25 protein-coding genes are annotated in these 26,074 nt (G+C 39.5%); 2 read left to right on the plus strand and 23 right to left on the minus strand.

Going from position 1 to position 26,074, the window contains the following annotated elements:
* Nucleotides 1–31 precede the first annotated feature (31 nt).
* The 9 genes from DWW33_RS07280 to DWW33_RS07315 form a co-directional block, all read right to left on the minus strand.
* Entirely contained in the window at nucleotides 32–1,990 is a 1,959-nt protein-coding gene (locus DWW33_RS07280) for a GGDEF domain-containing protein (RefSeq protein ID WP_118639180.1), read from the minus strand.
* Nucleotides 1,991–2,001: 11 nt separating this feature from the next.
* Nucleotides 2,002–2,319 (minus strand): DUF3837 domain-containing protein, encoded by a 318-nt coding sequence (locus DWW33_RS07285; RefSeq protein WP_117698956.1) that lies wholly within the window; start codon nucleotides 2,317–2,319, stop codon nucleotides 2,002–2,004.
* Between the two features lie 138 nt (nucleotides 2,320–2,457).
* Complete coding sequence (locus tag DWW33_RS07290; protein WP_118177149.1) at nucleotides 2,458–2,886, minus strand: stage V sporulation protein AB; 429 nt, start codon at nucleotides 2,884–2,886, stop codon at nucleotides 2,458–2,460.
* Nucleotides 2,876–3,520 (minus strand): stage V sporulation protein AA, encoded by a 645-nt coding sequence (locus DWW33_RS07295; RefSeq protein ID WP_118177150.1) that lies wholly within the window; start codon nucleotides 3,518–3,520, stop codon nucleotides 2,876–2,878. Before DWW33_RS07295 ends, DWW33_RS07290 begins: the two co-directional genes overlap by 11 nt.
* The gene (locus tag DWW33_RS15670; RefSeq protein ID WP_156454679.1) at nucleotides 3,517–3,672 is read right to left on the minus strand and encodes a hypothetical protein; all 156 of its coding nucleotides are present in this window, start codon (nucleotides 3,670–3,672) and stop codon (nucleotides 3,517–3,519) included. The genes DWW33_RS07295 and DWW33_RS15670 overlap by 4 nt, the downstream gene beginning before the upstream one ends.
* Before the next feature lie 64 nt (nucleotides 3,673–3,736).
* Nucleotides 3,737–4,612, minus strand: coding sequence for a PfkB family carbohydrate kinase (locus DWW33_RS07300; protein WP_117698959.1), 876 nt, complete (start codon nucleotides 4,610–4,612; stop codon nucleotides 3,737–3,739).
* A 17-nt stretch (nucleotides 4,613–4,629) separates the two neighbouring features.
* Nucleotides 4,630–5,613: an SIS domain-containing protein gene (locus DWW33_RS07305; protein ID WP_242995116.1), complete on the minus strand. Its 984-nt coding sequence runs from the start codon at nucleotides 5,611–5,613 to the stop codon at nucleotides 4,630–4,632.
* An 18-nt stretch (nucleotides 5,614–5,631) separates the two neighbouring features.
* Nucleotides 5,632–6,876, minus strand: coding sequence for an MFS transporter (locus tag DWW33_RS07310; RefSeq protein WP_158561532.1), 1,245 nt, complete (start codon nucleotides 6,874–6,876; stop codon nucleotides 5,632–5,634).
* 13 nt (nucleotides 6,877–6,889) lie between these two features.
* Nucleotides 6,890–8,446, minus strand: a complete 1,557-nt coding sequence (locus tag DWW33_RS07315; protein ID WP_117698961.1) for an amidohydrolase — start codon at nucleotides 8,444–8,446, stop codon at nucleotides 6,890–6,892.
* A 245-nt stretch (nucleotides 8,447–8,691) separates the two neighbouring features.
* On the opposite strand from DWW33_RS07315, the gene DWW33_RS07320 reads away from it, so the two are divergent.
* Complete coding sequence (locus tag DWW33_RS07320) at nucleotides 8,692–9,417, plus strand: GntR family transcriptional regulator (protein ID WP_117699199.1); 726 nt, start codon at nucleotides 8,692–8,694, stop codon at nucleotides 9,415–9,417.
* A gap of 98 nt (nucleotides 9,418–9,515) precedes the next feature.
* On the opposite strand, the gene DWW33_RS07325 is transcribed toward DWW33_RS07320, so the two are convergent.
* From DWW33_RS07325 to DWW33_RS07355, 7 genes are all read right to left on the minus strand, one after another.
* Complete coding sequence (locus DWW33_RS07325; protein ID WP_117699203.1) at nucleotides 9,516–10,112, minus strand: ECF transporter S component; 597 nt, start codon at nucleotides 10,110–10,112, stop codon at nucleotides 9,516–9,518.
* A gap of 291 nt (nucleotides 10,113–10,403) precedes the next feature.
* Nucleotides 10,404–11,447, minus strand: coding sequence for an electron transfer flavoprotein subunit alpha/FixB family protein (locus DWW33_RS07330; protein ID WP_117699200.1), 1,044 nt, complete (start codon nucleotides 11,445–11,447; stop codon nucleotides 10,404–10,406).
* Between the two features lie 27 nt (nucleotides 11,448–11,474).
* Nucleotides 11,475–12,257, minus strand: coding sequence for an electron transfer flavoprotein subunit beta/FixA family protein (locus DWW33_RS07335; RefSeq protein ID WP_022244337.1), 783 nt, complete (start codon nucleotides 12,255–12,257; stop codon nucleotides 11,475–11,477).
* 81 nt (nucleotides 12,258–12,338) lie between these two features.
* The gene (locus DWW33_RS07340; RefSeq protein WP_022244336.1) at nucleotides 12,339–13,493 is read right to left on the minus strand and encodes an acyl-CoA dehydrogenase; all 1,155 of its coding nucleotides are present in this window, start codon (nucleotides 13,491–13,493) and stop codon (nucleotides 12,339–12,341) included.
* Nucleotides 13,494–13,520: 27 nt separating this feature from the next.
* Nucleotides 13,521–14,393, minus strand: a complete 873-nt coding sequence (locus DWW33_RS07345; protein WP_022244335.1) for a 3-hydroxyacyl-CoA dehydrogenase family protein — start codon at nucleotides 14,391–14,393, stop codon at nucleotides 13,521–13,523.
* A 132-nt stretch (nucleotides 14,394–14,525) separates the two neighbouring features.
* Nucleotides 14,526–15,710 (minus strand): acetyl-CoA C-acetyltransferase, encoded by a 1,185-nt coding sequence (locus DWW33_RS07350; RefSeq protein ID WP_117841801.1) that lies wholly within the window; start codon nucleotides 15,708–15,710, stop codon nucleotides 14,526–14,528.
* A 176-nt stretch (nucleotides 15,711–15,886) separates the two neighbouring features.
* Complete coding sequence (locus tag DWW33_RS07355; protein WP_117841800.1) at nucleotides 15,887–17,137, minus strand: cell wall hydrolase; 1,251 nt, start codon at nucleotides 17,135–17,137, stop codon at nucleotides 15,887–15,889.
* 192 nt (nucleotides 17,138–17,329) lie between these two features.
* Here DWW33_RS07355 and DWW33_RS07360 point away from each other — a divergent pair, with 192 nt between their 5' ends.
* On the plus strand, nucleotides 17,330–18,547 hold the full coding sequence (locus DWW33_RS07360) for an HD-GYP domain-containing protein (protein WP_117947692.1): 1,218 nt from the start codon (nucleotides 17,330–17,332) through the stop codon (nucleotides 18,545–18,547).
* A gap of 134 nt (nucleotides 18,548–18,681) precedes the next feature.
* On the opposite strand, the gene DWW33_RS07365 is transcribed toward DWW33_RS07360, so the two are convergent.
* From DWW33_RS07365 to DWW33_RS07395, 7 genes are all read right to left on the minus strand, one after another.
* Nucleotides 18,682–18,957 carry a hypothetical protein gene (locus DWW33_RS07365; protein ID WP_118639181.1) on the minus strand — a complete coding sequence of 92 codons (276 nt, stop codon included), beginning with the start codon at nucleotides 18,955–18,957 and terminating at the stop codon, nucleotides 18,682–18,684.
* A 21-nt stretch (nucleotides 18,958–18,978) separates the two neighbouring features.
* Nucleotides 18,979–19,335, minus strand: a complete 357-nt coding sequence (locus DWW33_RS07370; protein ID WP_243088583.1) for a PoNe immunity protein domain-containing protein — start codon at nucleotides 19,333–19,335, stop codon at nucleotides 18,979–18,981.
* Between the two features lie 38 nt (nucleotides 19,336–19,373).
* Complete coding sequence (locus DWW33_RS07375; RefSeq protein WP_118639183.1) at nucleotides 19,374–19,850, minus strand: hypothetical protein; 477 nt, start codon at nucleotides 19,848–19,850, stop codon at nucleotides 19,374–19,376.
* A 30-nt stretch (nucleotides 19,851–19,880) separates the two neighbouring features.
* Nucleotides 19,881–20,216 carry a hypothetical protein gene (locus tag DWW33_RS07380; protein WP_118544505.1) on the minus strand — a complete coding sequence of 112 codons (336 nt, stop codon included), beginning with the start codon at nucleotides 20,214–20,216 and terminating at the stop codon, nucleotides 19,881–19,883.
* 31 nt (nucleotides 20,217–20,247) lie between these two features.
* The gene (locus DWW33_RS07385; RefSeq protein WP_118639184.1) at nucleotides 20,248–20,955 is read right to left on the minus strand and encodes a PoNi-like cognate immunity protein; all 708 of its coding nucleotides are present in this window, start codon (nucleotides 20,953–20,955) and stop codon (nucleotides 20,248–20,250) included.
* A gap of 568 nt (nucleotides 20,956–21,523) precedes the next feature.
* The gene (gene carB, locus DWW33_RS07390) at nucleotides 21,524–24,730 is read right to left on the minus strand and encodes a carbamoyl-phosphate synthase large subunit (protein ID WP_118639185.1); all 3,207 of its coding nucleotides are present in this window, start codon (nucleotides 24,728–24,730) and stop codon (nucleotides 21,524–21,526) included.
* Nucleotides 24,730–25,800 (minus strand): carbamoyl phosphate synthase small subunit, encoded by a 1,071-nt coding sequence (locus tag DWW33_RS07395; protein WP_118639186.1) that lies wholly within the window; start codon nucleotides 25,798–25,800, stop codon nucleotides 24,730–24,732. Before DWW33_RS07395 ends, carB begins: the two co-directional genes overlap by 1 nt.
* Nucleotides 25,801–26,074: the final 274 nt, after the last annotated feature.

A 26,074-nucleotide genomic window follows, 5' to 3' on the forward strand; every position in this document is an offset into this window, starting at 1 on the left:
ATATTTTCGTTTGTTTTTCAACACCGGCTTATTACGAATTCTCGAAATTTACATTACGGCAGACTGTCTTGCGCCGTTTCTTTTTTTCCTCATACAGATATTCATCAGCATGCTTAAACATCTCAATAAAATCAATCTTCTTTTCACAGACAAATTCTACTACTCCAACTGAAATTCCAACATAATACGGTTTCATGGAATGTTCATTGTACTGTTCACATTTCTGGTGAATATTGTAAATGAGCTGTTCCTTCTCTTCCATCTCGCTATATCTTACAATGCCTGCAAATTCGTCCCCTCCGAATCTTCCCACATCTCCATACTGTCCAAAGACTTCTTTTACAATTCCTGCTGCTGTCCGAATTGCGCAGTCTCCTTCTGCATGGCCAAAATTATCATTGATTTCCTTTAAATGGTCAAGGTCAGCTATCATAAGACAGGCTTTTTTCCCTAAATTATCCTGATTAAACCGGACCAGACTCTCCATCAGTCCTCTACGGTTATAGATTCCGGTCAGTTCATCATAAATTGCAATAAAATTTAATACTTCATTCTTTTCCCGCAGCCGGTCACGATATTTTTTCTGTTTAATATTTGCTTCCAGAAAACGGAGAGATGTTCCAAGCTGCAATGCCAGTATATAATAAAAAGAAATCTCTTCCGGTTCAATCTCAAGCATCAATAGTCCGTACTGCCGCTTTCCATCAATTAATAGAAAGCTGATATAAGAAAAATGATCTTCACCGGAGCTGCAACAATCCGGTACACCAAAGCTTCCATCTATATATGGACGTTCCTTTTTCTCAAATACCTGAATATTTTCCCTGTATTGGTGCATAGTTAAATACATCCTTTGGGGCATCTTCCATTTCTGTCCCTTTTCGTAGGTAACCGGCTGCTCCAACAGATAAAGCAGGGAACTGCGTATACCCAGATGATAAAATACTTCTCCACTTTTCCGGTAGAAAGATTTCTCATTCTCTGCTTCCTGCATCAGGTCCCGGATCAGAAATGGGCCAAGCCACGATTTATGCTGAAAAAGCCTTAATTCATCAATAATATGAAGCAGCTCTGTTTTCTCATCTGCCTTTTCTTTCGCTCTTCGTGTTACTTTGCAGCCACAGGATTCCCGGATTATAAGTTCTGCATCCAACCGGACAGATTCCACCGGTCTGCCTGCACAGATATCTACTGCCTTTTCTACCGCTATCTGCCCCATTTTATAAGCATCCTGGGAGACAGTCGTCAATGGTGGATTACTATAACGCGCCCTCTCCACATCATCAAAACCGGTAATCAAAATGTCTTTTCCTATCCGGAGTCCATGGGCTTTGCATACACGATAACACGCCACTGTCATTTCATCATTAGCTGATATAATTGCTTCGGCATCCGGATTGTCCCTTAGCAGCTGTTCTACAAGATTATCCACGAATTCCGAATAATCTCCCACCGCCATCATTTCCGGCGTCACGGGCAGATGATGTTCTGCCATAACATTTAAAAATGCTGCTTTCCGCTCTATGGCATCCTGATTGTCTTCCGGTCCCCCAAGATAAACCAGATGCTTTAAATGATGTTCTATAATAAGATGCTCCACACATTTTTGCATACCACCATAGTTATCCACCATGACATAGATACCCCGTGGATCATCCGTTGCATCTTCTAACAGTACATATGGTATTCCCGCAAATTTATCCAAAAATGCCTGTTTATCTTCATTTTCCTGAAAAATGCAAAGAGAGCCATATGCAATAATCAATACATCTACTTTTGCTAATTTTGCATAATCATAGACGGTATTATACTGATAATCAAAATCCTCCAGTGCAAATTTCTGGTTGAAACGCACACTCTGCGTTCCCAGAAAATAAATCATATTAACATCCATCCCGCTTGCTGCTGCCCGAATCCCCCTCATCAGGTCCTTCGGATGTGCTGTATGCACATTTCCAATCAATACCCCAATTGTAAATTTCTTCCCCATAACATCGCTTCCTATTCCTGCCACAAACGCTGTTCTGTCTGTCCCTCCTGAAATAATTCACGCATTTGTTCATCTAGTTTATCATCCGGTTCGTAATCTTTTAACATCCGAATCAGATGCTGCTCCCGCACATCATCTGTCAAATAGTCTGCCAGCATCCGGTTGACCTCTTCAATTAACTGCTGTGGTTGTAAAATCTCTGTTGCCATATTTCCGGTCAGTTTGTATGCAAGACCTGCCGCATAATAGAATTCATAGTTTCCCATCATGATAGATGCCTGCAGATTACATTTGATTACAACACTCTGACGTGCAATTGACTGTATCATTTTTTCACTTCTTCCTTACGGATTTTTATATTTTCATTTTATAACATTCCACGAAAAACATCAACCCTAGCCGCATATTGTCCTACAGACTTCTCCTGTAGATTCCCCTATCGTTTAAGGAATTGCCTGCCCTGTGATTCAGGAATCCGACAGCTGTCTTATGAAATAGAAAAGTGCCCCAGCCATTTTTCCAAATGCCATAAATAAAAGAATCACCCACAATCCGGTCTTTACCTTAAGCCGCCGGAATATAACCGGAAAAGTCTTTAATATTTCAGCCAGTGCAACTGCTACACAGCCCACAAAGAAACCGGCACAGATACCGTATACTCCTAAGAAAATATGTCCCAATGGAATTCTCATTGTAAGAAAGACCGACAAAAGATTGCCTCCGATTCCACCCAGCACGATCATATTTTCATATAGATAAATCCTTCCTGCCGTCTTGGATTTACCAATCATCCGCGGGATGATATTAAGCATGATCAGGAATGCAAAGGTTCCTCCAGCCACCGCAGCGCCGGCGGTCAGTCCTGCCAGTCCTAGGAAAACATGTCTAATCCACATCAATCGTCTTGCCTCCCCGTCCGCAGTTGGCAATGTAAGTATCATCTACATCTTTTTCGTACTTACGCATCTCCACCTGGATTGGTGTCGGATCATTGGTTATTTTACTGTTGCCAAAGTGATTAAAGAAAATGATAACACCAATCGGCAGACCAATACTGTAGCAGATTTCCAGTTCTGTAATCCCCGATGACTCCTTCCCCATCACCTGATAATAGAGTTTCTGGAAAAGCTCTGTCACTGAAATATCATTATTAAATGCCATAATCGTAAATGCTGCCCCGAAGAAAATCAGGATACATAAAATGCTGGTTTTGATAACCTCTGATGCTTTGCCCGGTTGTAGTTTGGGCTCATATTCTATGACGAAATCCGCTTCTCCTTCATTGGTAATATTTACATTCGGATACTGTGCCTGTATCATTTCAATTATTTTTAATGAAGTCATCACCTGGACATATTCTGTTTTCTTTGCTTTCTGTGGAAAGGAATAGATTTTCATCTGCTTCAACTGACGTATCATTGCTTCATCCGTTCCTGTCATCCTGGCAACATCCGACAATCTGACATTGCGGTCTCTGACCACGGAATTCTTTTCGATTTTAATATAAAGACTTGTCTGCTGACTGCTCATGAAAATGGCATCCTTTCTATAAATCTGGTTACAAATGTTCCTTCTCCTTTTGCACTTTTATCACCATTCTCATTCGCATAATAAAGAATGCCTCCTATCACTGCAAGAATCACCAGTGAAAGGAGGCAGATACGATACGTTTTATATTTCATGCCATTCCTCCTTGCTTACTGCATTTTCCGGAATAGTATGTGTTACGATTCGTTTTTTATTCTTTTATTTTGTTTTTAAAGCATCTATCTGAACTTCCTTTCCGTGTCCAAAAGCACCCTCCATTTGGCATACTTTTGCTGCAAACTTTGCAGCCTCTTTTATACTCTCTTTGATTGAAACATTATCATCTATACCTTTTTTCTTACGGTCAAGATAACCTACCATAAAAGTTGTAATAAGTGAGTCTCCTGCACCCATAGTATCTATTGCTTTTTCAATCGGATATGCCGGTTGCTCAAAAAACTCATTATTTGCATAAAGCATACAACCTTTTGCGCCTCTGGATGCACACACAATTTTCGGTCCATAAGAGGCTACTTTCTTAAGGTGTTTTTTTACTTCATCATCCGTTCCATCAAAGGAGCAAAATGCATATGTTACTAATGGTGCTATTTTTTCATAATATTCCGGTTCAGAATCATCCGAGAAATCAAAAGATAATGGAAGTTCGGCTGCTTTAATCTTTGGAAGCTGTGACTCCATATAACAGTAATTTCCACTGTGTACCAGATCAAATTCTGCAAGATATTCCAAGTCAAATTCATCCAGATCATAAATATGTCTGCTCCGGACTCCACCTTCATTATAATCTAAGAATACACGGTCACCATCTTCTAAGGTACATCTGGAATAACCATTTTCTCCCTCAATTTTCTTACACTTTACCAGTTCAATCTGTTCTTCCCTCAACGCAGAAATAACATGATCTGCATTTTTATCAGTACCAAAATAGCCCATATAGGCACACCTTTTTGCACCAAACATTTTGGCATACACAGCAAGATTTACACAATTTCCACCTGGATACTGTACATTCTCGTGAGTATAAATATCTACCACGTTATCCCCAAAGCCTACCACACTTACGTCATATTTCATACTGTTTCTCCTTTCGTCTAGTACTCTACAACTCCCATATACCGGCGCATATCCAATGGGTGTCCGCTCTTATTCTGAATTGCAGTACGGTATAACACGCTCATTTCATAGAACAATGGAGCATTAAAATAATCTACGCAGGAATCATCTATTGCATCCATTCCACAATCTGCTGCATCAATAATCTCATATTTTTCCGCATATTTATTTAAAAATACTTCTGCTCTTTCATCAATCATTCTTGTTTTTCCTACCGATTTTAAGAGGATATAAATATGGTCTTTATCTGTTACCTCAAATGGTCCATGGAAATATTCTGCGGAATCAAGATAACAGCAGTCCATCCACTGCATCTCCTGAAGAGAACAGATTGCAAATCCGTATGCCTGTGCATATGCAGAACCGGATGCCATAATATATAAAAATGGTGCATTATAATAATGTTCTGCAAAATTCCATGCCTTATTCTGAAACTTCTTTGTTGCATTACGGATAATTGCATCGCATTTAGTGATTCCATCCTTCATTTCTTCATAAAGTTTATACTCCGGCTCCTGTCTGTGAATCAACTCATTTATAATACTGTAATTTAATCCTAATGGTCTATCCTTCTGTAATGTTTCCGGCTCCCAATCATAGACAATTGCATGGAATTTTTCACTGTCGCAGGCACTGCCCGGTGTATGTGTATATGTAATTACAAATGCACCTTCCTTTACACCAAGTTCTGCTGCTTCTACCGTTTCTTTTGTATTTCCACCATGTGAACAGATAATGACAACAGAGTGTTTTCCAAGTTTCTTTGGAGGGGTTAAAACAAATTCTTTACTGGTAATCCACTCTGCTGTCATGGTGGATGATTCTCGGTTAATAAAGTAACATGAAGAATAAAGGTCAACCAGAGAGCCTCCACAGGCCACAAAATATACTTCACTGATTGTTCCATTTTCCTTTTCAATTATATCAACAAATTTTTCTACGTTAAATTCTGATGCATGCATTTTTAAATACCTTCTTTCTTAGTTATTTTTCTTAATCAGTTTTCTCATTAAAATTGTTATAGCCATACCAAGTACAGCAGTTCCCATCAGGAAGCCAAAAATCATTGGATAAGCATTATTTCCAAATTTATCCATCCACTTTCCAAAAATTATATAGTAAAAAGAATCTGGCAAATATCCGATAATAGATGCAATTCCAATTACAGTTCCTGCATATATCGGTTTAAATTTACATTCCTGTAATCCCGACCAGATTACTCCGTAAAGCATCATACCAATTGCACTTGGTAACAAAGAAACAATTGTTGCCAGTACCGGACTGATGTTGGATGGCATTATCAATACTCCACCATAAATCACAATTGTAATTCCAAATGCAGTAATATACCATTTTGTAGAAGATTTAAAAATCTTATCTACGATAATTCCACCAATCGGACATAAAAGGTTCATAAGATTACTTCTCACAATACTGATAAAAGATGAATGTACCAACGGTATACCAAGTACATCCGTCAGATATGGTGAAAAATAGGATACACTTGTATACAGACCATATGCACATAATACCATCAGTGAAAAGAGCCAGGTCATCGGATTCTTTAACGCTTCACCGACATATTTAATTTTAAATTCTTCATCAGAAGATTTTGTCTGTGTAATACTTTTTTCTTTAAAAAATATCATTGTCAGAATTAAAGCAACTGCTGTAAATGCTACCATTGCCCATACTGCAATACTAAAGGAAGTAGATGGGTCATCTGATAAACGGCTTACCTGTAAACATACTGCATTTAAAATTGCAGAAATAATACCTGATGCAGCATAATAAATTCCATAACACATTCCCTGCTCTTCTGCTGTGCCAACCTGACCTACTGCTTTGGTTATTGCTGCCCAGAATACAAAAATTGTAGACACACCAAGTCCAGCCCATAATACGCAGGCTACTGCAAAATTCATGGTAAGTGCATAAATAATTCCGATAACTACAGAACCCAGAATAGAGCCTACTAGACATTTTTTCACAGACCACTTATCAGCTAATATTCCACCGGGAATCAATGTAATCGTATTTGCTGCCGCATAAATTGTCATTAAAATTCCTGACTGGGTATTTGTAATTCCCATAGCTGCAATCTGCTGATCATAAAACACATATCTGATATAAGGGAAACAATACATAACTGCATTTACAAGTCCCAGAATAAAAAGTACCCATAACGTTTTTGCACTCAAATGTGCTTTTGTTTTGTCACTCATCGCAAAACCTCCTTTACCTATTCTCCATTTCTTTATAAACATCCTGTCCAGCACATATGGTTCTTAAAACATGTGCCTTTCGAATTTCTTCAATATCTGTTTTGAAAAGATTCCTGTCAAAAACTACTATATCAGCCTGCTTACCGCTTTCCAGCGTTCCTAATATATGTTCCTGTTCCATGGCATACTGGCTTCCAATTGTCCAGGTTTTTAACATTTCCGGTATTGTCAGACCATTTTCCGGCTGAACCGGTTCTTTTCCATCTGCGGCATAGGTTCCGCATCCATAATAAATTGCCTCAGGTATATCCGGTATTAACATCGGAAGATCCGTTGCACCACTTAAAATCACACCATGATCTGCCATTGAACGATAATTCATATAACGGCTCCGCCTGCTACCAAGTTTTTCATCATAGTCTTGTTTCCAATTTTCACAGGAATCCAACTTATAAACCTGTGTATAAATCTCACCAAAGACTCCAAGCTGTGCCATTTTTTCTTCGTCCACTGCACCCGTCAATTCCAAATCAGTAATTCCATGTCGATTCTTTAATCTTCCATTTTCCTTTTCACATTTATCATAAATCTGAAGAATTTTATGGAAGGAACCATCCCCTTCAGAATGCAATGTAAATCTGAATCCTTCACGGTCTGCTGTAAGTACATCTTCTTCTAATAATGCATAATCAATATTCTTTTGGCAACAATAATCTTTTCCCTCATATGGCTCCATCAGATCTGCCTCTTCTGAGACAATCAATCCATCTGTCATCTGATTATAACCGGAAAACCTTAAAAAATCAGAATGATATTTCTTCTTCATTTCTTTTCCATATGCTAAATCCATTTTCTTTCCTACTGGTTGTGACATAAAGGAAATCCGAAGGCTCAATTCTGCTTTCTGTTCCAATTCAGCCAATATATCTGTAAATCCATAAAAATTATCAAATCCCATTTCTTTTACAGATGTTATCCCATGGCTGTTTAACATAGACATATATGCCTTAAACTGTGGAATAATAAAATCTCTATCATTCAGATAAATTTTCATAATTTTATAAATTGCCTCTGAACTTCCGCATGTATCTGGTGTAAACCCAAACACTTCTTCTGCAACTTTGTTCATAGCACAATACCCATGTCCGGCAGTAAATAAAATAACCGGTCTTTTAACCTGTTCCAATTCACCTCCCTTATTTATTTTTTCTGCCAGCTCCGGTTGTAAATGATTTCCAAATAAAACGACCGTCTCCGGATTCATTTCCAGATTTTCTGATAACCGTTCAACTATTTGTTTCAGATTAACTGCTTCTGATAAATCCACACCAAGATAATCCACTACATATCCTGTGAAAAATGTATGGGTATCACCAAATCCCGGGCAAATGGTTCCCTCTCCATAGTCCACAACTTCAGTAGATTCACCCACCAGTTCATTTGGGATATCTCCACATCCGACTTCAAGAATCTGTTTTCCTTTTATTGCCACATATCCTGGATATGCCTCTTCTGAAACAGAATCAAAAATACAGGTTGATTGAAATATCTTGTCTGCTTCTTTTTGCATTTTTCCACCTCCTTTTGTTAAATTGATTATATCATCATATAACGTTATATTGCAATATTGTTTCTTTTTCTCAAATCACTTTCAGCATTCTCAACATTTTATTATCTATTTTTTATACTTTCCCTTTACTTTTTATTACTTTTTATACAATTTTTCACATAATCTTTTCAATATGATGTTTTTTAAATTCATATTGTTATGCAAAACATTATATGTTATTATAATGTTTGTGAGGTGATATTATTATGAAATTGAACACAACCAGTGATATACCACTGTTTGAACAGTTAAAAAATGATTTACTCGAACAAATAAAAAAAGGAATTTATATTTCCGGTCAGCAAATCCCGACAGAAACTGAATTGTCTGAACTATATCATGTGAGCCGTATTACCATAAGGCGTGCAATTACTGAATTATGTAATGAAGGGGTCTTAATTAAGAAACAGGGAAAAGGAACCTTTGTAAAAGAGCGGAAAATTTTTCGTAAACTGGAACATACTCTCAGTTTTTCCGATGCATGCAAAGCCAATCAAATGGAGGCATCTACTATTGTAACCAAACGTGAAGTCATACCATATGAACAGTATCATCTTGATAATGCTGAACTCTTTGAGGGCGATTCTATTGTTTATATCCAACGTATTCGATATGCAGATGCAACACCTATTATGATTGAGAACAATTATTATCCATGTCACAAATTTTCATTTTTGCTGACAGAACCTTTAGATAGCTCTCTGTATCAGCTATTTCGTGAAAAATATGATATCTGCATTGGTTGTTCACAGAATTCTTATATTGATGCAGTAAAAGCCTCAACGGAACAAGCCAATCTTCTTCATATTTCACCCGGTGACCCATTGTTTCTTTTTCATACAGAAATGTATGATATTCACAATGAGCTCATCCATGTTGGATATGAATATATCTGTGGCAGTAAATACCGTTTTTGTTATGACAATTCATAACTTCATTCTTATATTCAGCAAATTTCCAGCATACAAAATGCTCTGTTTTCTAATTACGAAAACAGAGCATTCCTCTTTTTATCTGAAGCAGATATTCTTTATTTATTTTTCATTGCAACCTGCAATGCCTTGGTAATTGCACTTCCTACCACGAAGCAGGCTGCTGCTTCAACCAGTCCGTTGACACCTACAAAGGCAATGACAAAACGGAATGGATTTAATCCGCCTGCCAGTGACTGTATGTAATCGGAGCTGAAGAAAAAGATTACCAGTGTTGACATGAAGAAAAAGGTATTTAAGATTGGACCTGCCAGGTTGGCAATTAAAATCTTCCAGTTCTTCATTTTCGGAAATTTGGATAATCCCTTATAGATAAGTCCGGTCAACCAGCCCATCAGAATTCTTGATACTACACATACCACGAAGGTTCCGAATGGATTGATGCCAAGAAGTACTGCTCCAAAAGGACTCATTCCAAAGCACTGGATAAAGCTTGTGATTCCAAATACTGCTCCTAATACTGCTCCACCCAATGGTCCTAAAATAATGGCACCAATTGTAACTGGAACTACAATCAATGTAATTTCCAGACCAAGTGTCTTAATATAACCAAGTGGGGTAAAAGCCAGAATCAGAATGATTGCAACCAACAGAGCCATCTCAACGAGTTTCACTGTTCTGCTACTTCTATTCATAGTCTCTTCCTCTTTTCTGCATCTGTCTGCCGATGCCGCAATATTATTTGTCTGCCACACTGCCAAAACAGTTTCCTGCAAACCTTGTTTAGAATACCACTTTTTTCCACTGTATACAATGTATGTACCCAAAAAAATACCTGCGGTTTAACTACAGGCAACATACTTTGCAAATTTCCCGTCAGGTGCATAAAAAGGGCATCACACAAATCTTCCGGTTTGCATGACACCCTTTTATCACACATCTCAAATGAGACTCATCCAAGATGAAATATTACATCCGTAAACGGATTATTTTGCAGCCATTTCCTCTTTTAAAGCTTTTGTAAGAGCTGGAACGATCTTGTTTAAGTCTCCTACTAAACCGTAATCTGCAACGTCGAAGATTGGAGCATCTTCGTCTTTGTTGATTGCGATGATGAGATCAGAATCTTCCATACCAGCTACGTGCTGGATTGCTCCGGAAATACCGATTGCAAAGTAAATCTGAGGACGAACTGTCTTTCCTGTCTGACCTACCTGTAAGTCAACTGGAAGCCATCCATTCTCTACAACTGCACGGGAGCAGCTTACTGTTCCACCAAGAACTTCTGCTAAGTCCTCTAACAGTTTGAAGTTTTCTTTAGAACCAACTCCACGGCCTCCGGATACTAAAATCTTTGCGTCCATGATGTTTGCTGTATTCTTAACTTCTTTTACGATATCCATGATTTCAACATATCTGTTGTTTGGTGTAAATCCTGGATTGAACTCGATAACTTCTGCTTTTGCACCTTTGATTGGAGCAATTTTCTGCATAACGCCTGGACGTACAGTAGCCATCTGAGGACGGTTATCCGGACAAGCGATTGTTGCGATGGTATTTCCACCGAATGCAGGACGGGTCATCAGTAACTGATTGTGTTTCTGCTCCTGGTTTCCAACCGGATTGATTGGGAAATCACCAATCTCAAGAACAGTACAGTCAGCTGTCAGACCTGTTGCAACTCTTGCAGATACAGTAGGACCAAGGTCACGACCGATTGCTGTTGCACCAACTAACATAACTTCTGGTTTGAATTCGTTGATTACGGATGCTAATGCATGTGCATATGGCTCTGTTCTGTAGTTCTTCAGTTCCGGATCATCTACTACGATAACTTTATCAGCGCCGTACTCAGCAAGCTGATCTGCAAGACCTTTCACATCAGAACCAATTAATACTGCAGTTACTTCTGTATTTAAATCTTTTGCAAGTTCTTTGCCCTTTCCAAGTAACTCAAAAGCAACACCATTTAATGTGTTGTCTACCTGCTGTGCAAAGACAAATACTCCTTTATACTCTTCTAAACCCATTTTATTCACCACTTTTCCTTATTTTTATTAGATGATATGTTTCTCTTTGAATTTGCCAATTAAGTAAGATACTGCTTCGTCGGTATCGAGAGCAACCTTCTCGCCTGCACCTTTACGGACTTTGTCAGATGCTTTTGCGATTTTGGTCGGTGAACCTTTCAGACCAAGGTTAGAATCATCTACGTCTTTAAGGTCAGCTCTGCCCCATACAGTTACTTCTTTGTCAAATGCATCGAAGATTCCGCCTGGAGTCATGTAACGCGGCTCGTTTAATTCAGATAATGCTGTCACTAAGCAAGGCATTTTTGCTTTTAATACATGATATCCATCTTCAAACTGACGCTCAACGATTACGCTGTCACCTTCTACTTTGATATCCTGTGCATAGGAAATAACCGGAAGTCCAAGATGCTCTGCGATCTGAGGACCAACCTGTGCGGTATCTCCATCGATAGCCTGACGGCCTGTGATAATTAAATCATAGTCAAGGTTTCTTAATGCACCAGCGATTGTAGTAGAAGTAGCCCAGGTATCTGCACCACCTAATACACGGTCTGTTACAAGGATTCCCTTGTCAGCGCCCATTGCCATTGCTTCACGAAGAACTTCATCAGCCTTTGGAAGTCCCATGGTAAGTACAGTAACTTCTGCACCGTACTGATCTTTTAATCTTAATGCTGCTTCCAGACCTGCTTTGTCATCTGGGTTCATGATAGTGAGCATTGCAGCTCTATCCAAAGTACCATCCGGATTAAATTTTACTCCGCCTTTTGTATCTGGTACCTGTTTTACACATACAACTATTTTCACGGTATATTCACTCCTTATATTTTTAATTTGTGTGCGCCATGATTTTTCGTTTAAAATCCTTTTGCGCCGATCTGTCAGAAACTATTTTAATAATGCGCCAGAAATAACCATTCTCTGAACTTCACTTGTTCCTTCGTAGATCTCTGTAATCTTAGCATCACGCATCATACGCTCTACATCGTATTCTCTGATGTATCCGTATCCACCGAATAACTGAACTACTTCTGTAGTAACTGCCATTGCGGTTTCTGCTGCGAATAATTTTGCTTTTGCTGCTTCTACAGAATATACCTTCTGTGTTGCTTTAGCCATAGCAGCTTTGTAAACCAGCATCTGAGCTGCTTCAATTCTGGTTGCCATATCAGCAAGCTTGAACTGGGTATTCTGCTGCTGAGCGATAGAACGACCAAACTGTTTTCTTTCTTTGGTGTATGCAACTGCTCTGTCTAATGCACCTTCTGCAATACCAAGTGCCTGAGCTGCGATACCGATACGTCCGCCATCCAGAGTATGCATAGCGATTGGGAATCCTTTTCCTTCTGGTCCTAACAGATTTTCCTTTGGAATTCTGCAGTCTTCGAAGATTAACTCGTATGTAGATGATCCACGGATACCCATTTTCTTTTCTTTTGTTCCGAAGGAGAATCCAGGAGCTCCCTTGTCCACGATGAATGCAGAGAAGTTCTTCTTCTTTCTTCCTCTCTTATCTTCGGTAACACTTGTGATTGCGATTACGATATAAACGTCTGCAACTTTACCGTTTGTAATAAAGCATTTAGATCCGTTTAATACCCACTCATCACCATCTAATACAGCCTTGGTCTGTGCTCCCTGGGCATCTGTACCAGCACCCGGCTCTGTTAATGCGAATGCACCAAGCTTCTCACCTGTTGCAAGTGGCTTTACATATTTCTGTTTCTGCTCTTCTGTACCGTAAGTCATAATTGGGTCGATGCAAAGAGAAGTATGTGCAGATACGATAACACCTGTTGTACCACAAACTTTAGATAACTCTTCTACACACATAACATAGGTTAATGGGTCACATCCCTGTCCGCCGTACTCCTTTGGTACCGGAATTCCCATGAAACCAAATTTTGCCATTTTATCAACTGTTCCCTGTGGGAATACTTCTGTCTCATCAACTTCCTGAGCCAGAGGTTTTACTTCGTTTTCTGCGAAATCTCTGAACAGAGTTCTCGCCATTTCATGTTTCTTATCTAAACTGAAATCCATGTTCTGAAATCCTCCATAAATTTTATTTTACTGAGCGTCAACCGGGGTCTTTGTACGGTCAGCGTTGTATACATAGAATCCTTTTCCGCTCTTAGCGCCGAGGTTACCACCACGAACCATTTTACGGATTAATGGACATGCACGATATTTGCTGTCGCCTGTCTCGTTGTAAAGTACATCCATGATTGCAAGGCAGATGTCAAGACCAATGAAGTCACCTAACTCAAGAGGTCCCATTGGATGATTTGCACCAAGCTTCATAGCTGCGTCGATACCTGCGATATCAGATACACCTTCCATTTTGATAAATGCAGCTTCGTTAATCATTGGGATTAAGATACGGTTTACTACGAAACCTGCAGCTTCATTTACCTGTACCGGAGTTTTTCCGATTTCTACAGAGATTTTCTTAATAGCTTCTACTGTTTCAGCAGGAGTATTTACACCAGCGATAACTTCGATTAATTTCATTCTGTCTGCCGGGTTGAAGAAATGCATACCTACCATTGGACGGGTAAGACCATTTCCGATTTCTGTAATAGAAAGACTGGATGTATTAGAAGCAAAGATACATTCTGGTTTAGCAATCTTATCAAGCTCCTGGAATGTTGTCTTCTTAACGCCCATATCTTCGAATGCTGCTTCTACGATTAAATCGCAGTCTGCGCAAAGATTCTCTTTTAAACCTGGTGTGATTTTAGCAAGGATTCCGTCAACAGTTTCCTGTGTCATTTTTCCTTTTTCTACCAGTCTTGCATATCCTTTTGCGATTTTCTCTTTTCCGCCATCAGCCCATTCCTGCTTGATGTCGCAAAGAGCTACTTCATATCCTTCTACCTGAGCAAATGCTTTTGCAATGCCCTGTCCCATGGTACCTGCACCAATAACGCCAACTTTCATGTTAGTCCTCCTTAAAAATTTATGTATTATATTTACCCGAAAACGAAAGCCTTCTGGGTTATAACTTGCAACGCAAGACCCGAGAAGCGTTTTGCACTTCCCGGGTATATTTACTTATTCAGAAAGAGTGAATTAGTCTCTCTCAACGATTGTTGAGCAGCCCATTCCACCACCGATACACAGAGTAGCAAGACCTTTCTTAGCGTCTCTCTTCTGCATCTCATGAAGCAATGTAACTAAGATACGGCATCCAGATGCTCCAACAGGATGTCCAAGTGCGATTGCACCACCGTTTACGTTAACCTTAGACATATCGAATCCAAGATCTCTTGCAACTGCGATTGACTGAGCAGCGAATGCTTCGTTTGCCTCGATTAAGTCGAAGTCATCGATAGACATTCCGGTTCTTGCAAGAACTTTCTTTGTAGAAGCAACAGGTCCAACACCCATGATTTCCGGTTCAACTCCGCCAAGTGCTCCTGCAACCCATGTAGCCATTGGTTTAACACCAAGCTCTTTTGCTTTTTCTTCGCTCATAACAACGATTGCTGCTGCGCCATCGTTGATACCGGAAGCGTTACCTGCAGTAACAAGTCCGCCCTCTTTACCAGAGCAGCATCTTAATTTGCTTAATGACTCAGCAGTTGTGCCTGGACGTGGTCCCTCATCTGTGTCAAACATAACAGTTTCTTTCTTAACCTTAACAGGTACAGGAACGATTTCGTCTTTGAATCTGCCTTCAGCAATTGCTTTTTCACATTTCTGCTGGCTGTTTGCTGAGAACTCGTCTAACTCTTCACGGGTAATTCCGTATTTGTCACATACGTTCTCTGCTGTAATCATCATATGATAATGATTAAATGCGTCTGTTAATGCATCATTTACCATGGTATCGATAATTGTTGCATTGTTCATACGATATCCAAAACGAGCTTTTGTCATAGCGTAAGGTGCCATAGACATGTTCTCCATACCACCTGCAACAACGATGTCTGCCTGACCAGCCATAATCATGTTTGCAGCTTCGTTTACACATTTCAAACCAGAACCACAAACTACGTTTAATGTAAATGCAGGAACCTCGATTGGTAAACCTGCTTTGATAGAAGCCTGACGTGCAACGTTCTGTCCCTGTGCTGCCTGGATTACACATCCCATCATTACTTCATCAACCTGTTCTGGTTTAACACCAGCTCTGTTTAATGCTTCTTTGATTACGATTGCGCCTAAATCTGCGGCTGGAGTATTGCTTAAAGCTCCTCCCATTTTACCGATTGCGGTACGACATGCGCCTGCTAAAACTACTTTCTGTGCCATTTTCTCGTCTCCTTCTGAATTAAATTTGCCTTTTACTATTGTTATTTTTTTAACAATCTTTTGTAAAAAAAATAAAAGAAAGCCTTTCCGGCTCTTTCCCGACAATCTGATGTTATCATAGAAAGGGGATTTTTGCAAGTGAAACTTGCTTTATTGAGCCGGATTTTCAGCTTTCCTTAATAAAATACATGGTTTCCGATTACAGTTCCATTAATCAGTCCGTTGTTTCTGCGGAAATATAAGCAGTTTAAGGTTCTTGTGCCTGCTAACACTTCTGTTGCAGCCTGCACACAGGACGCATCTGCCCCGGATGAAAGCACTACTGCGAAACGACCGCTGGCTACCGGTGAGAACTGCCCGCTCTGATAGATGACACCTACCACGGTATCCGGGAAATAACTGCTGTCCACACGGTTCATGACCACGCTTCCAACGGCAAGCTTCCCTTCATAGCTTTCGCCGCCTGCTTCGCACTGGATCAGTGCTGCCAGCATGGCAACATCACTGGCATTCACTGTCCCGCCACCGGAAGCATCGCTTCCTGTGGTATTATCCCCGGTGGATGTCCCATCCGGATTTGCATTATTATCTGAAGCAGCTGGCTGCTGACTGTTAATAAGTTCCTCTTCCTGACGCTTAATCTCCTCCTGACGGGCAGCATCTTCTTTCGCCTTCTGTGTCTCTAATTCTTCCTCATAGGCTTTCTGTCTTGCGATTTCCGCATCTGTGTCTGCTATTTCTGTCTCTGCATCTGCAACATCCGACTTTGCTGCGCTTATTTTTTCCTGCTGGGCTGCCACCAGACTGTCTGCCTTGCTCTTCTGCTCCTGCTTCGTCTGTTCTGCCGCAAGCAGTTCTTCTTTTGCCGTCTCTAAATCTTCCTTCTGCTGTTTTAATTCAGCCAGTGTATCCTCATAATCAGAAAGCTCCTGCCTGTCATAATCATAAATGGATTTGGCATATTCCATCCGGTTTAAAAAATCCGAAAAGGAGCTTGCTCCAAGCAGCAGCTCCAGGTAAGACTGATTGCCATTTTCGTACATATATTGTACTCTTTTCTTCATGGCTTCGTACTGGCTCTCAGAACGTGTTGTCAGCTCTGCAATCCGGCTTTCTGCTGCTTCAATCTCCACATTTTTCGCCGCAATTTCATCCTGGGTATCCGCCAGTTCGTTGCTGATTTCCTGCAATCCATTATTTAATTCCGTCAGTTCATCGGAAAGATTTATCTGATATTCTTTCAAGGAATCAAGCTGCGACTGCTGTTCCTCTCTCTGACGTTCCAGCTCTTCCACGCTGCTTCCGGTGTCCTTAGATGCCAGATCCACTCTTTCCTTGGTACCGGTGTCTGCCTGCACCGTCATCTGTATCATCAGAAACAGTATCAGCAATGCGGAAAACATACGTCGTTTACTGTTTTTCTTCATATCTTTATCCTCTTTTATGGATTTATCACGCCTCTTGTTTTCTTCCTTTATTATAGACGGCTTTCTTATGAAAATGCAACGAAAAACTACACTTCTTTTTCAATCCCAAGATTGTTTTTCCTCTCTGCTTGTGCTATATTTGAACTAGGAATTTTAACGGAGAAAAACATATTTTGTAAGGAGGTAACCGCTATGCTATTTATACGGACAGATGACTTAAAACCCGGCATGCGTCTTGCTAAACCTATCTATAATAAATTGGGCGTCATGCTTTATGACCGCGACACCAGACTGACCCGGCAGGGTATCGAAAGTATCCGGAATTTCGAGCTGATTGGTATTTATATTCTGGAGCCTGCCGAACCGGTTCCGCCATTATCCGACGAGGATATTGCTTTCGAACAGTTCCAGACCATTTCCATGTTCCAGCTTCGCGACTGCATGGATATGATTCGTAAAGGCAGACAGCCGGACAAGCTTCCAACGCTGGTCTCTTCGATTCTGTCCCAGTATGGCCGTCTTGACCACAAGCTGAACTTTGCGCAGAATTTAAGAAGCTCTGCGGATTATGTATACAAGCATTCCATCAGCGTTGCTATTCTGGTCGCCATGCTGACTCACCAGTTAAATATGCCGGATGATTTTCAGCAGACCTGTGTAACGGCTGCTCTGCTCTATGATTTTGGCTGGCTTTTAGTTCCGACCGAGCTTGCTGAAAAAACGGATCCTTTAACAGAAGAAGACGAAAAGAAAATCCTTGCCTGCCGTATCAAGAGCTTAGATTATCTGAATCCGCAGACTCACAGTATAAAGTTATCACCGGATGCTTTAAGAATCATTACCCAGTTTATTACACTCTCCGCTCCGGAAGAGGCTGCTGACCCATCCAAGATTTTCCGCAGCAGCGGCACAAAGCTTTTACAGGTTGCAGATGCCTTTGACCGGATGACCGCCATGAGCCTAACCAATGAGCCGATTTCCGAAATCGTTGCCATGAAATATTTGCAGGAGTTTCCGGAAAAATATGATACAAAGATTGTCCGTGCACTTTCTCTTTGCATCCACATTCTTCCAAGAGGTGCCTGTGTAGATTTATCCAATGGCGAAAAGGCGATGATTCTTGAAGATAACCCGGAGGATTATTCCAAACCTCTTATCTTACAGTTTACTAATAATGAAATCTTTGATTTGCGTGACCCGCACATCTATGACATTATCCAGATTCAGGATATTATGAAGACCATGGATAACCGGATTGCCATTGATGAAAATACTTTAAAGCATTTTACCTCAGACAAATATATCAAAGATGTAGCCGACCGGTTCCGCAAGCGCCAGAATCAGGCTGCCGCAGCAGCCGCTGCCCAGCCGGCACCAAAGAAAAAGACTGCAAGAAAGAAGCTGGTGTAGGATTATCAATACAGAATAGCCCACATATGTTCAATCCAAGAAAACCTTGAACATATGTGGGTTTCTTTTAAATGGGACAGCTATTATTTAATATTTAAATTCTTCATATAACATTCTGTCTAAGCTATGTTCAGTCAAAAAAAGAATATCATATCGCAAAACAGTCTCAAATTATCTTTCTCGACTACATAACTTAAAGAGTTTAAAATTCCCTTTTCTCCCTCAACCTCATACTTTATCTTTCTTTCCTGAATTTCATCTTCAAATCCACATATTCCCATCGGAACAACAACATTATACCCTTTATAATTAACATAAACTCTACATTTACTTTCTTCATATTGAACTTTCAATGAACATAAGTCATTTTCCCAAATATCAAATTTTTCTTTCTTTTGGATTCTCCACATTTCATTTTCTCCACGGGAATTTTATTTTTTGTAATGGACCAAATCGTATGGATAATATTGCACATTCTTTAAATTACTGTCATCTAAATTTAATATTTTTGCAATAGCTCCTGCTTCAAAACTCCAGTAGCCATAATATATATTCTGGCTGCTTTTATGAGCCTCATAACACTCGTATTCTTTATTATACCAGTCCTCTTTCAAATATTTCTCCAATAAATCTGATTTATCTCTTTCTTTAACTAACTCTTTCATTATTTGAAATATGTCTGGTCTTACTTCTCCGCCATTTACTTTTTTCGTTAATTTTAAAATTCTAGCTGTATCTTCTGCTATGAATTCGTCGAAATATTGTTCACTTTTAATATAATCTCTCATTCCCTGATTTTCTCCATTTGGTATACACCACTGTATCATTAGATAACTTTATTTTCCATTAATGCTTTTTCTATTCGCTGCACCTTTTTCACATCATCCAGAGTTTTCCACGCATGATGTGTCACATTGGGCATCTCCACACAAATAATTTTTTCCGGCTCAGCCATTAAATCTTCAAAATCATCCGCGGCGCAATAGATGCATTTTTTATGGTTCATTGCAAATTCAATCTCACTTTCCTGTATCCTGTCACAAGTCATGCCAAATATATGTTTAATTATATTTTGCAATTTTTCTTCTGAAAATTCTTTTTGATGCAAATTTAAAATAGATTTCACTTTATCAATAAAATCATTATAAACATCATCTTCCAACAAATTAATATATGCATAACTCATACCGTTATGAAATAGCACTAATCTCTCACCATATGAAAAATCTGACAAATAATAAAATTCATTAATTTTCCCACAATTTGTGCATTTAGCAGCTTCTCTTCTTACTTTTATTTTCATATTCATCCTATAATATATTTTTTATCTTTATCACCAATTTGCTCGATATTTTTCATTTAAAACAGAATCCATATTATTATCAACCAAAAAGAAATATATTTCATCTAAAAACTTTTCTTTATCCTCTTTTTTTATAACAAAATGTTTATCAAATCGGTCGTTGCCTTCAATACGAACATCTTCTATTGATGCCATCTTTAAATCTTCTCCAAACTCCCATATCAACATAGGTATTGTCAAATTAAATCCCTTATAGTTGATATATACTTCATCATCCTCCATCAATTCAAAAACTTTTATTTTTAAATCAATGTCTCTGTTTACATATACCACATAATTCTCTTCCGTTAATTTATCCCACAACATATAAAACGCCTTTTATATCCTCTAATCCAGATTAGATACTATTGCTTTTATAGTGAACCAAATCATATGGATAATATGGTACATCTTTCAAATTGCTGTCATCTAAATTTAATATTTTTGCAATAGCTCCTGCTTCAAAACTCCAGTAACCGTAATACAATTTTTCTTTTGCTTTATGAATATCGTACCATCCCATATTTTTATGTCCCACATACCAATATTTTTCTAAATATTCTTTTAATTTTTCAACTGCTTTTTCTCTATTTGCAACAATATCCGTCAGCTTATCATATGGGAAGCCATAAGAATAGTCTCCTTTCAGTTGTCCTATGTTTCCATTCATTTTGTAATTAACAAAAAATTCCAGCAAAGCATCTTTCCGATTATATTGAGTTACCAAATCCGACAATATACCAAACTTTTCTCTACTTACATCAAATAAAATTGCAAGTGCCATCATCCACAGCATATCAATATAGCTGGAATTACCATTCCAATACAATGGCATATCATTTAATAACTGCATAAAATCATTTTCTAACTTTTCTACGTCTTCACCGGCAGAATATCTTGCAATAAGTAATTCAAATTGTATCGCATCTATCTTTCTTTTTACCGAATAAATTCTATCTTCTCTTACCTCATTATTTTCTAACTTATTTTGAAAATTTTTTATTCTTCCTGTCCCTTCCAAAATATATTCCCTAAAATATTTTTCATTCATTACTGTATCACGCAATGTCTGTTTCTCCTTAGTAGTGCTTCTTTCATATCATCGCCAACGATGCGCTTTTAAGAATTTATCCGGAATTCTTAACTTCAGTTCTCTTTCTAATTCTTTAAAAAAGACATCAAAATCAGCTTCTTCCCACCATTATTGTGAGTTACTTAATGCCACTGTTCTTTCTCCATATAAAACGCAGCATCCAAATCTTCCTCTTTCATAATTCAACCTTATTGGTCTCCTTAAAGACCTGCTATTCTATTTTTATTGCCTCATATCATTTGGGATTATCACCGGAGAATTCCGGAATCTATGAATTGTACTATCTAATCATTTCATCTCATTTTTTCATAGCTCAGTACTCCCGCTGATTCTTCAGCAACTACCTATCAGATTAACCATTTTACATTTCTTTGTCAATTGTCATTTTTATTCAAATTATGTTTCCGTTTTTGTATATATTATATAAACGCTGCCTGCGCCTGCAGTGCCTGTTACCGGCAGCTTCTTACAGATGCACGGCAACAAAAATTTCAGCCTCATGTGTTCCACTCGAAACACATGAGGCTGTTTTGGGTTGCTCTTAAATATTCTTCACGGTTGCAATATCTACCAGAGTAAGCTCTGACTGAGCATTCTCCAAGCTGGTTGCCAGTGCGTTGGCTGTATCCATTGCCGTGATACAGTATACGCCGGTCTCAATTGCATTACGACGAATCAGGAATCCGTCACGGTTCTTATCACCATTTCCCTGGGTCGGTGTGTCGATGACAAGGTCAATCTTATGACCTAAGATTAAGTCCATAACGTTTGGTGACTCCTGGGTAATCTTATTGACACGCAGTGCATCTACGCCATGCTCCTGTAAATATTTTGCAGTACTTCTGGTTGCATAAATCTTGTAGCCTAAGGCTGCAAAACGTTTTGCTACGCCGACTGCTTCCGGCTTGTCCGCATCTTTTACCGTCATAATCATCTGCTTATATTTCGGAAGCTGAACACCTGCTCCTAAGAAAGCTTTATATAAAGCTTCATCAAAGGTCTTGGCAATTCCTAAGCATTCTCCGGTGGATTTCATTTCCGGTCCAAGGCTGATTTCTGCTCCACGCAGTTTCTCGAAGGAGAATACCGGCATCTTGATTGCGATATAATCTGCGGTTGGTGCAAGTCCCGGTGTGTAACCCATTCCCTTGATGGTATTTCCAATGATAACCTTGGTTGCCAGGTCTACGATTGGAATACCGGTAACTTTACTGATATATGGTACCGTTCTTGAAGAACGTGGATTTACTTCGATGACATATACCTGCTCGTCCATTACGATAAACTGGATGTTAATCAGTCCTACTACATGTAATGCCTGTGCTAAACGCTTGGTATATTCTACCAGCATTTCTCTTACTTCATCACTGATGGTCGGTGCCGGATATACGGAAATACTGTCTCCGGAATGTACTCCGGTACGCTCGATATGCTCCATGATACCAGGAATTAAAATATCTGTACCATCGCATACGGCATCTACTTCGATTTCCTTACCCATCAGGTATTTATCAACCAGAATCGGGTGATCCTGAGCAATACGGTTGATGATTCCGATAAATTCTTCAATCTCTTCATCATTGTATGCAATCTTCATACCCTGTCCGCCCAATACATAGGAAGGACGAACCAGTACCGGGTAACCCAGACGGTGTGCAACTTCTTTGGCTTCTTCTGCGGTAAATACAGTTCCGCCTGCTGCTCTTGGGATTCCGGTCTTCTCTAAGATTTCATCAAAAAGCTCTCTGTCCTCTGCAGCATCTACATCTTCTGCCTTGGTTCCAAGAATCTTGACACCCATCTTCATTAAGCTTTCGGTCAGCTTGATTGCGGTCTGTCCACCGAACTGAACTACAGCTCCGTCCGGTTTTTCTAATTTTACAATTGCCTCAACATCTTCCGGTGTCAGTGGCTCAAAATACAGTTTATCTGCAATATCAAAGTCTGTTGATACCGTCTCCGGGTTGTTATTTACGATAACTGTCTCCCAGCCTTCCTTGGCAAATGCCCAGGTGCTGTGTACAGAACAGTAGTCGAACTCGATACCCTGTCCGATACGGATTGGGCCGGAACCTAATACCAGAACTTTCTTCTTCGGTGTTGTCTCTGTTGCTTCGTTTTCACTGCCAAATACGGAATAGTAATATGGAGTGGATGCTTCAAACTCTGCGGCACAGGTATCAACCATCTTAAAGGCTGCTACGATACCATTTTCGTAACGCATGTCATGAATTTCTTTTTCACTCTTTCCGGTAAGTTCTGCAATGACTTTATCCGGGAATTCCATACGTTTTGCTTCTTTTAAAAGCTCTACGGTAAGTGGTTTTGTCTTTAAATCCTGCTCCATCTCAACTAAGATAGCCAGTTTGTCAATAAACCATTTATCAATCTTTGTAATCTCATGAATTTTATCATAAGATACGCCACGACGCAGCGCTTCTGCAATAACCCAGATTCTGCGGTCATCTACTACATGTAACTGCTCCTGTAACTCCTCATCAGAAAGCTTGCTGAAGTCATAGGATAAAAGACTGTCTACATGCTGCTCTAAGGAACGGATTGCTTTCATCAGGGCACCTTCAAAGTTATTGCAGATACTCATAACTTCTCCGGTTGCTTTCATCTGTGTTGTTAACGTACGTTTTGCAGTGATGAATTTATCAAATGGAAGTCTTGGGATTTTTACTACGCAGTAGTCTAACATTGGCTCAAAACTTGCATATGTCTTTCCGGTAATTGCATTCTTGATTTCATCTAAGGTATAGCCCAGTGCAATCTTTGCAGCAACTTTTGCAATCGGATATCCGGTTGCTTTGGATGCTAATGCAGAAGAACGGGATACACGAGGATTAACCTCGATAACACAATATTCGAAGGTTTCCGGATGCAGTGCATACTGTACGTTACATCCACCGGTAATATTTAATTCGGAAATGATATTAAGTGCAGAAGTACGCAGCATCTGGTACTCTTTATCACCTAATGTCTGGGAAGGTGCTACTACGATAGAGTCTCCGGTATGTACACCAACCGGGTCAATGTTTTCCATATTACATACAGTAATACAGTTTCCATTGGCATCACGCATTACTTCGTACTCGATTTCCTTCCAGCCTGCGATACAACGTTCTACCAGCACTTCTCCGACACGGCTCAGACGAAGTCCGTTGGATAAGATGTCGATAAGCTCTGTCTCATTATGTGCGATTCCGCCGCCGCTTCCTCCTAAGGTATAAGCAGGACGAAGTACAACCGGATATCCGATGGTATTGGTAAATTTAATACCATCTTCTACATTGTGTACTACCTGGGATGGTGCACATGGCTCACCGATTTTTTCCATGGTATCTTTAAATGCCTGACGGTCTTCTGCCTTGAAAATTGTCTCAGCAGTTGTACCAATCAGTTTGACACCATGTTTCTCTAAGAATCCGGATTCTGCCAGCTCCATACCAAGGTTTAAGCCAGCCTGTCCACCCAGAGTAGGAAGGACGCTGTCCGGTTTTTCTTTTATGATAATCTGCTCTAATACTTTTGCAGTTAATGGCTCGATATAAACTTCATCTGCAATATCCTTATCTGTCATAATGGTAGCAGGATTGGAGTTTACCAGAACAACTTCGATTCCTTCTTCTTTTAAAGAACGACATGCCTGTGTTCCTGCATAGTCAAACTCTGCAGCCTGTCCGATTACAATCGGGCCAGAACCAATTACTAATACTTTTTTAATATCTTTATTCTTAGGCATTATTTCGTTCCTCCCATCATCTCAATAAAACGGTCAAAAAGGTAAGCAGAATCCTGTGGTCCCGGACATGCTTCCGGATGGAACTGTACGGTAAAAATGTTCTTTCCGACATACTCTAATCCTTCGTTGGTTCCATCGTTTACATTTACAAATGCCGGTTTTGCAATTTTCTCATCCAGGGTATTGGTATCTACTGCATAACCATGGTTCTGGCTGGAAATGTATACACGGTTGGTCTTTAAATCCTTAACCGGATGATTTCCTCCACGATGACCATATTTCAAATGATATGTGTCTGCACCGGTTGCAAGTGCCATCAGCTGATGTCCCAAGCAGATTGCAAAAATCGGTGTGTCAGATTCATATAATTTACGAATCTCTGCAATAATCTCCTTGCACTCCTTCGGGTCTCCAGGTCCATTACTTAACATGATTCCGTCCGGATTCGTTCTTAAAATTTCTTCTGCTGTGGTGTGTGCCGGATAAACGGTAACTTCACAGCCTCTTTTATTTAATGACTGGGCGATGTTTCTCTTAGCACCAAGGTCTAACAGTGCTACTTTTTTGCCCTTTCCAGGCAATACGCTTTTCTCTTCACAGGTTACTTTATCTACCACATTTCCTGTGGTGTAAGCCTTTAATTTTGGAATAATCTCATCCAGATTGTAATTCTCGTCTGTTGTAATCATTCCATTCATTGTTCCTTTTTCACGCAAGAGCTTGGTTAATGCTCTGGTATCAATTCCTGCAATTCCCGGTATATCGTATTTTTTCAGAAAATCCTGAATGGTTCCTTCACAACGGAAATTACTTGGCATTCTGGATAATTCTCTTACGATATATCCATCTACCCATGGACGTCCTGACTCCATATCCGGTGTAATTCCATAATTTCCAATCAACGGATATGTCATTACTACCGCCTGTCCTGCATAAGATGGATCTGTCAGTACCTCTAAATATCCTGTCATCGACGTATTAAATACGATTTCACTGATGACTTCCCGTGTTGAACCGATGCTGGTTCCGGTAAATACATTGCCATCTTCCAATATAAGAAAAGCTTTCATTTGTTCACCCTGTCCTTTCTATTCTTCCGATACCTGCGCAAAAAAAAAGAGTCAGTCATCTCTTTTTCCTTCCTTTTGCATAAAAAATGCACCAAACCTGCACAGGCTACCTAAATTGTAAAAATTCTACCATATCGGGAAGGTTTTTTCAACCTTTTTCGCAAAACAAATAGTCACTAAGTTTGATGCATACTTATCCATTTTTTATGCATTTTTTCTTTTTCCCTCTATAATAACCACCCTTCCATTTTCCCGGCACGCCAAAAGAAGCTGC

The organism is Roseburia sp. AF15-21 (assembly GCF_003479505.1).
GTDB classification, from domain to species: Bacteria; Bacillota; Clostridia; order Lachnospirales; family Lachnospiraceae; genus Roseburia_C; species Roseburia_C amylophila.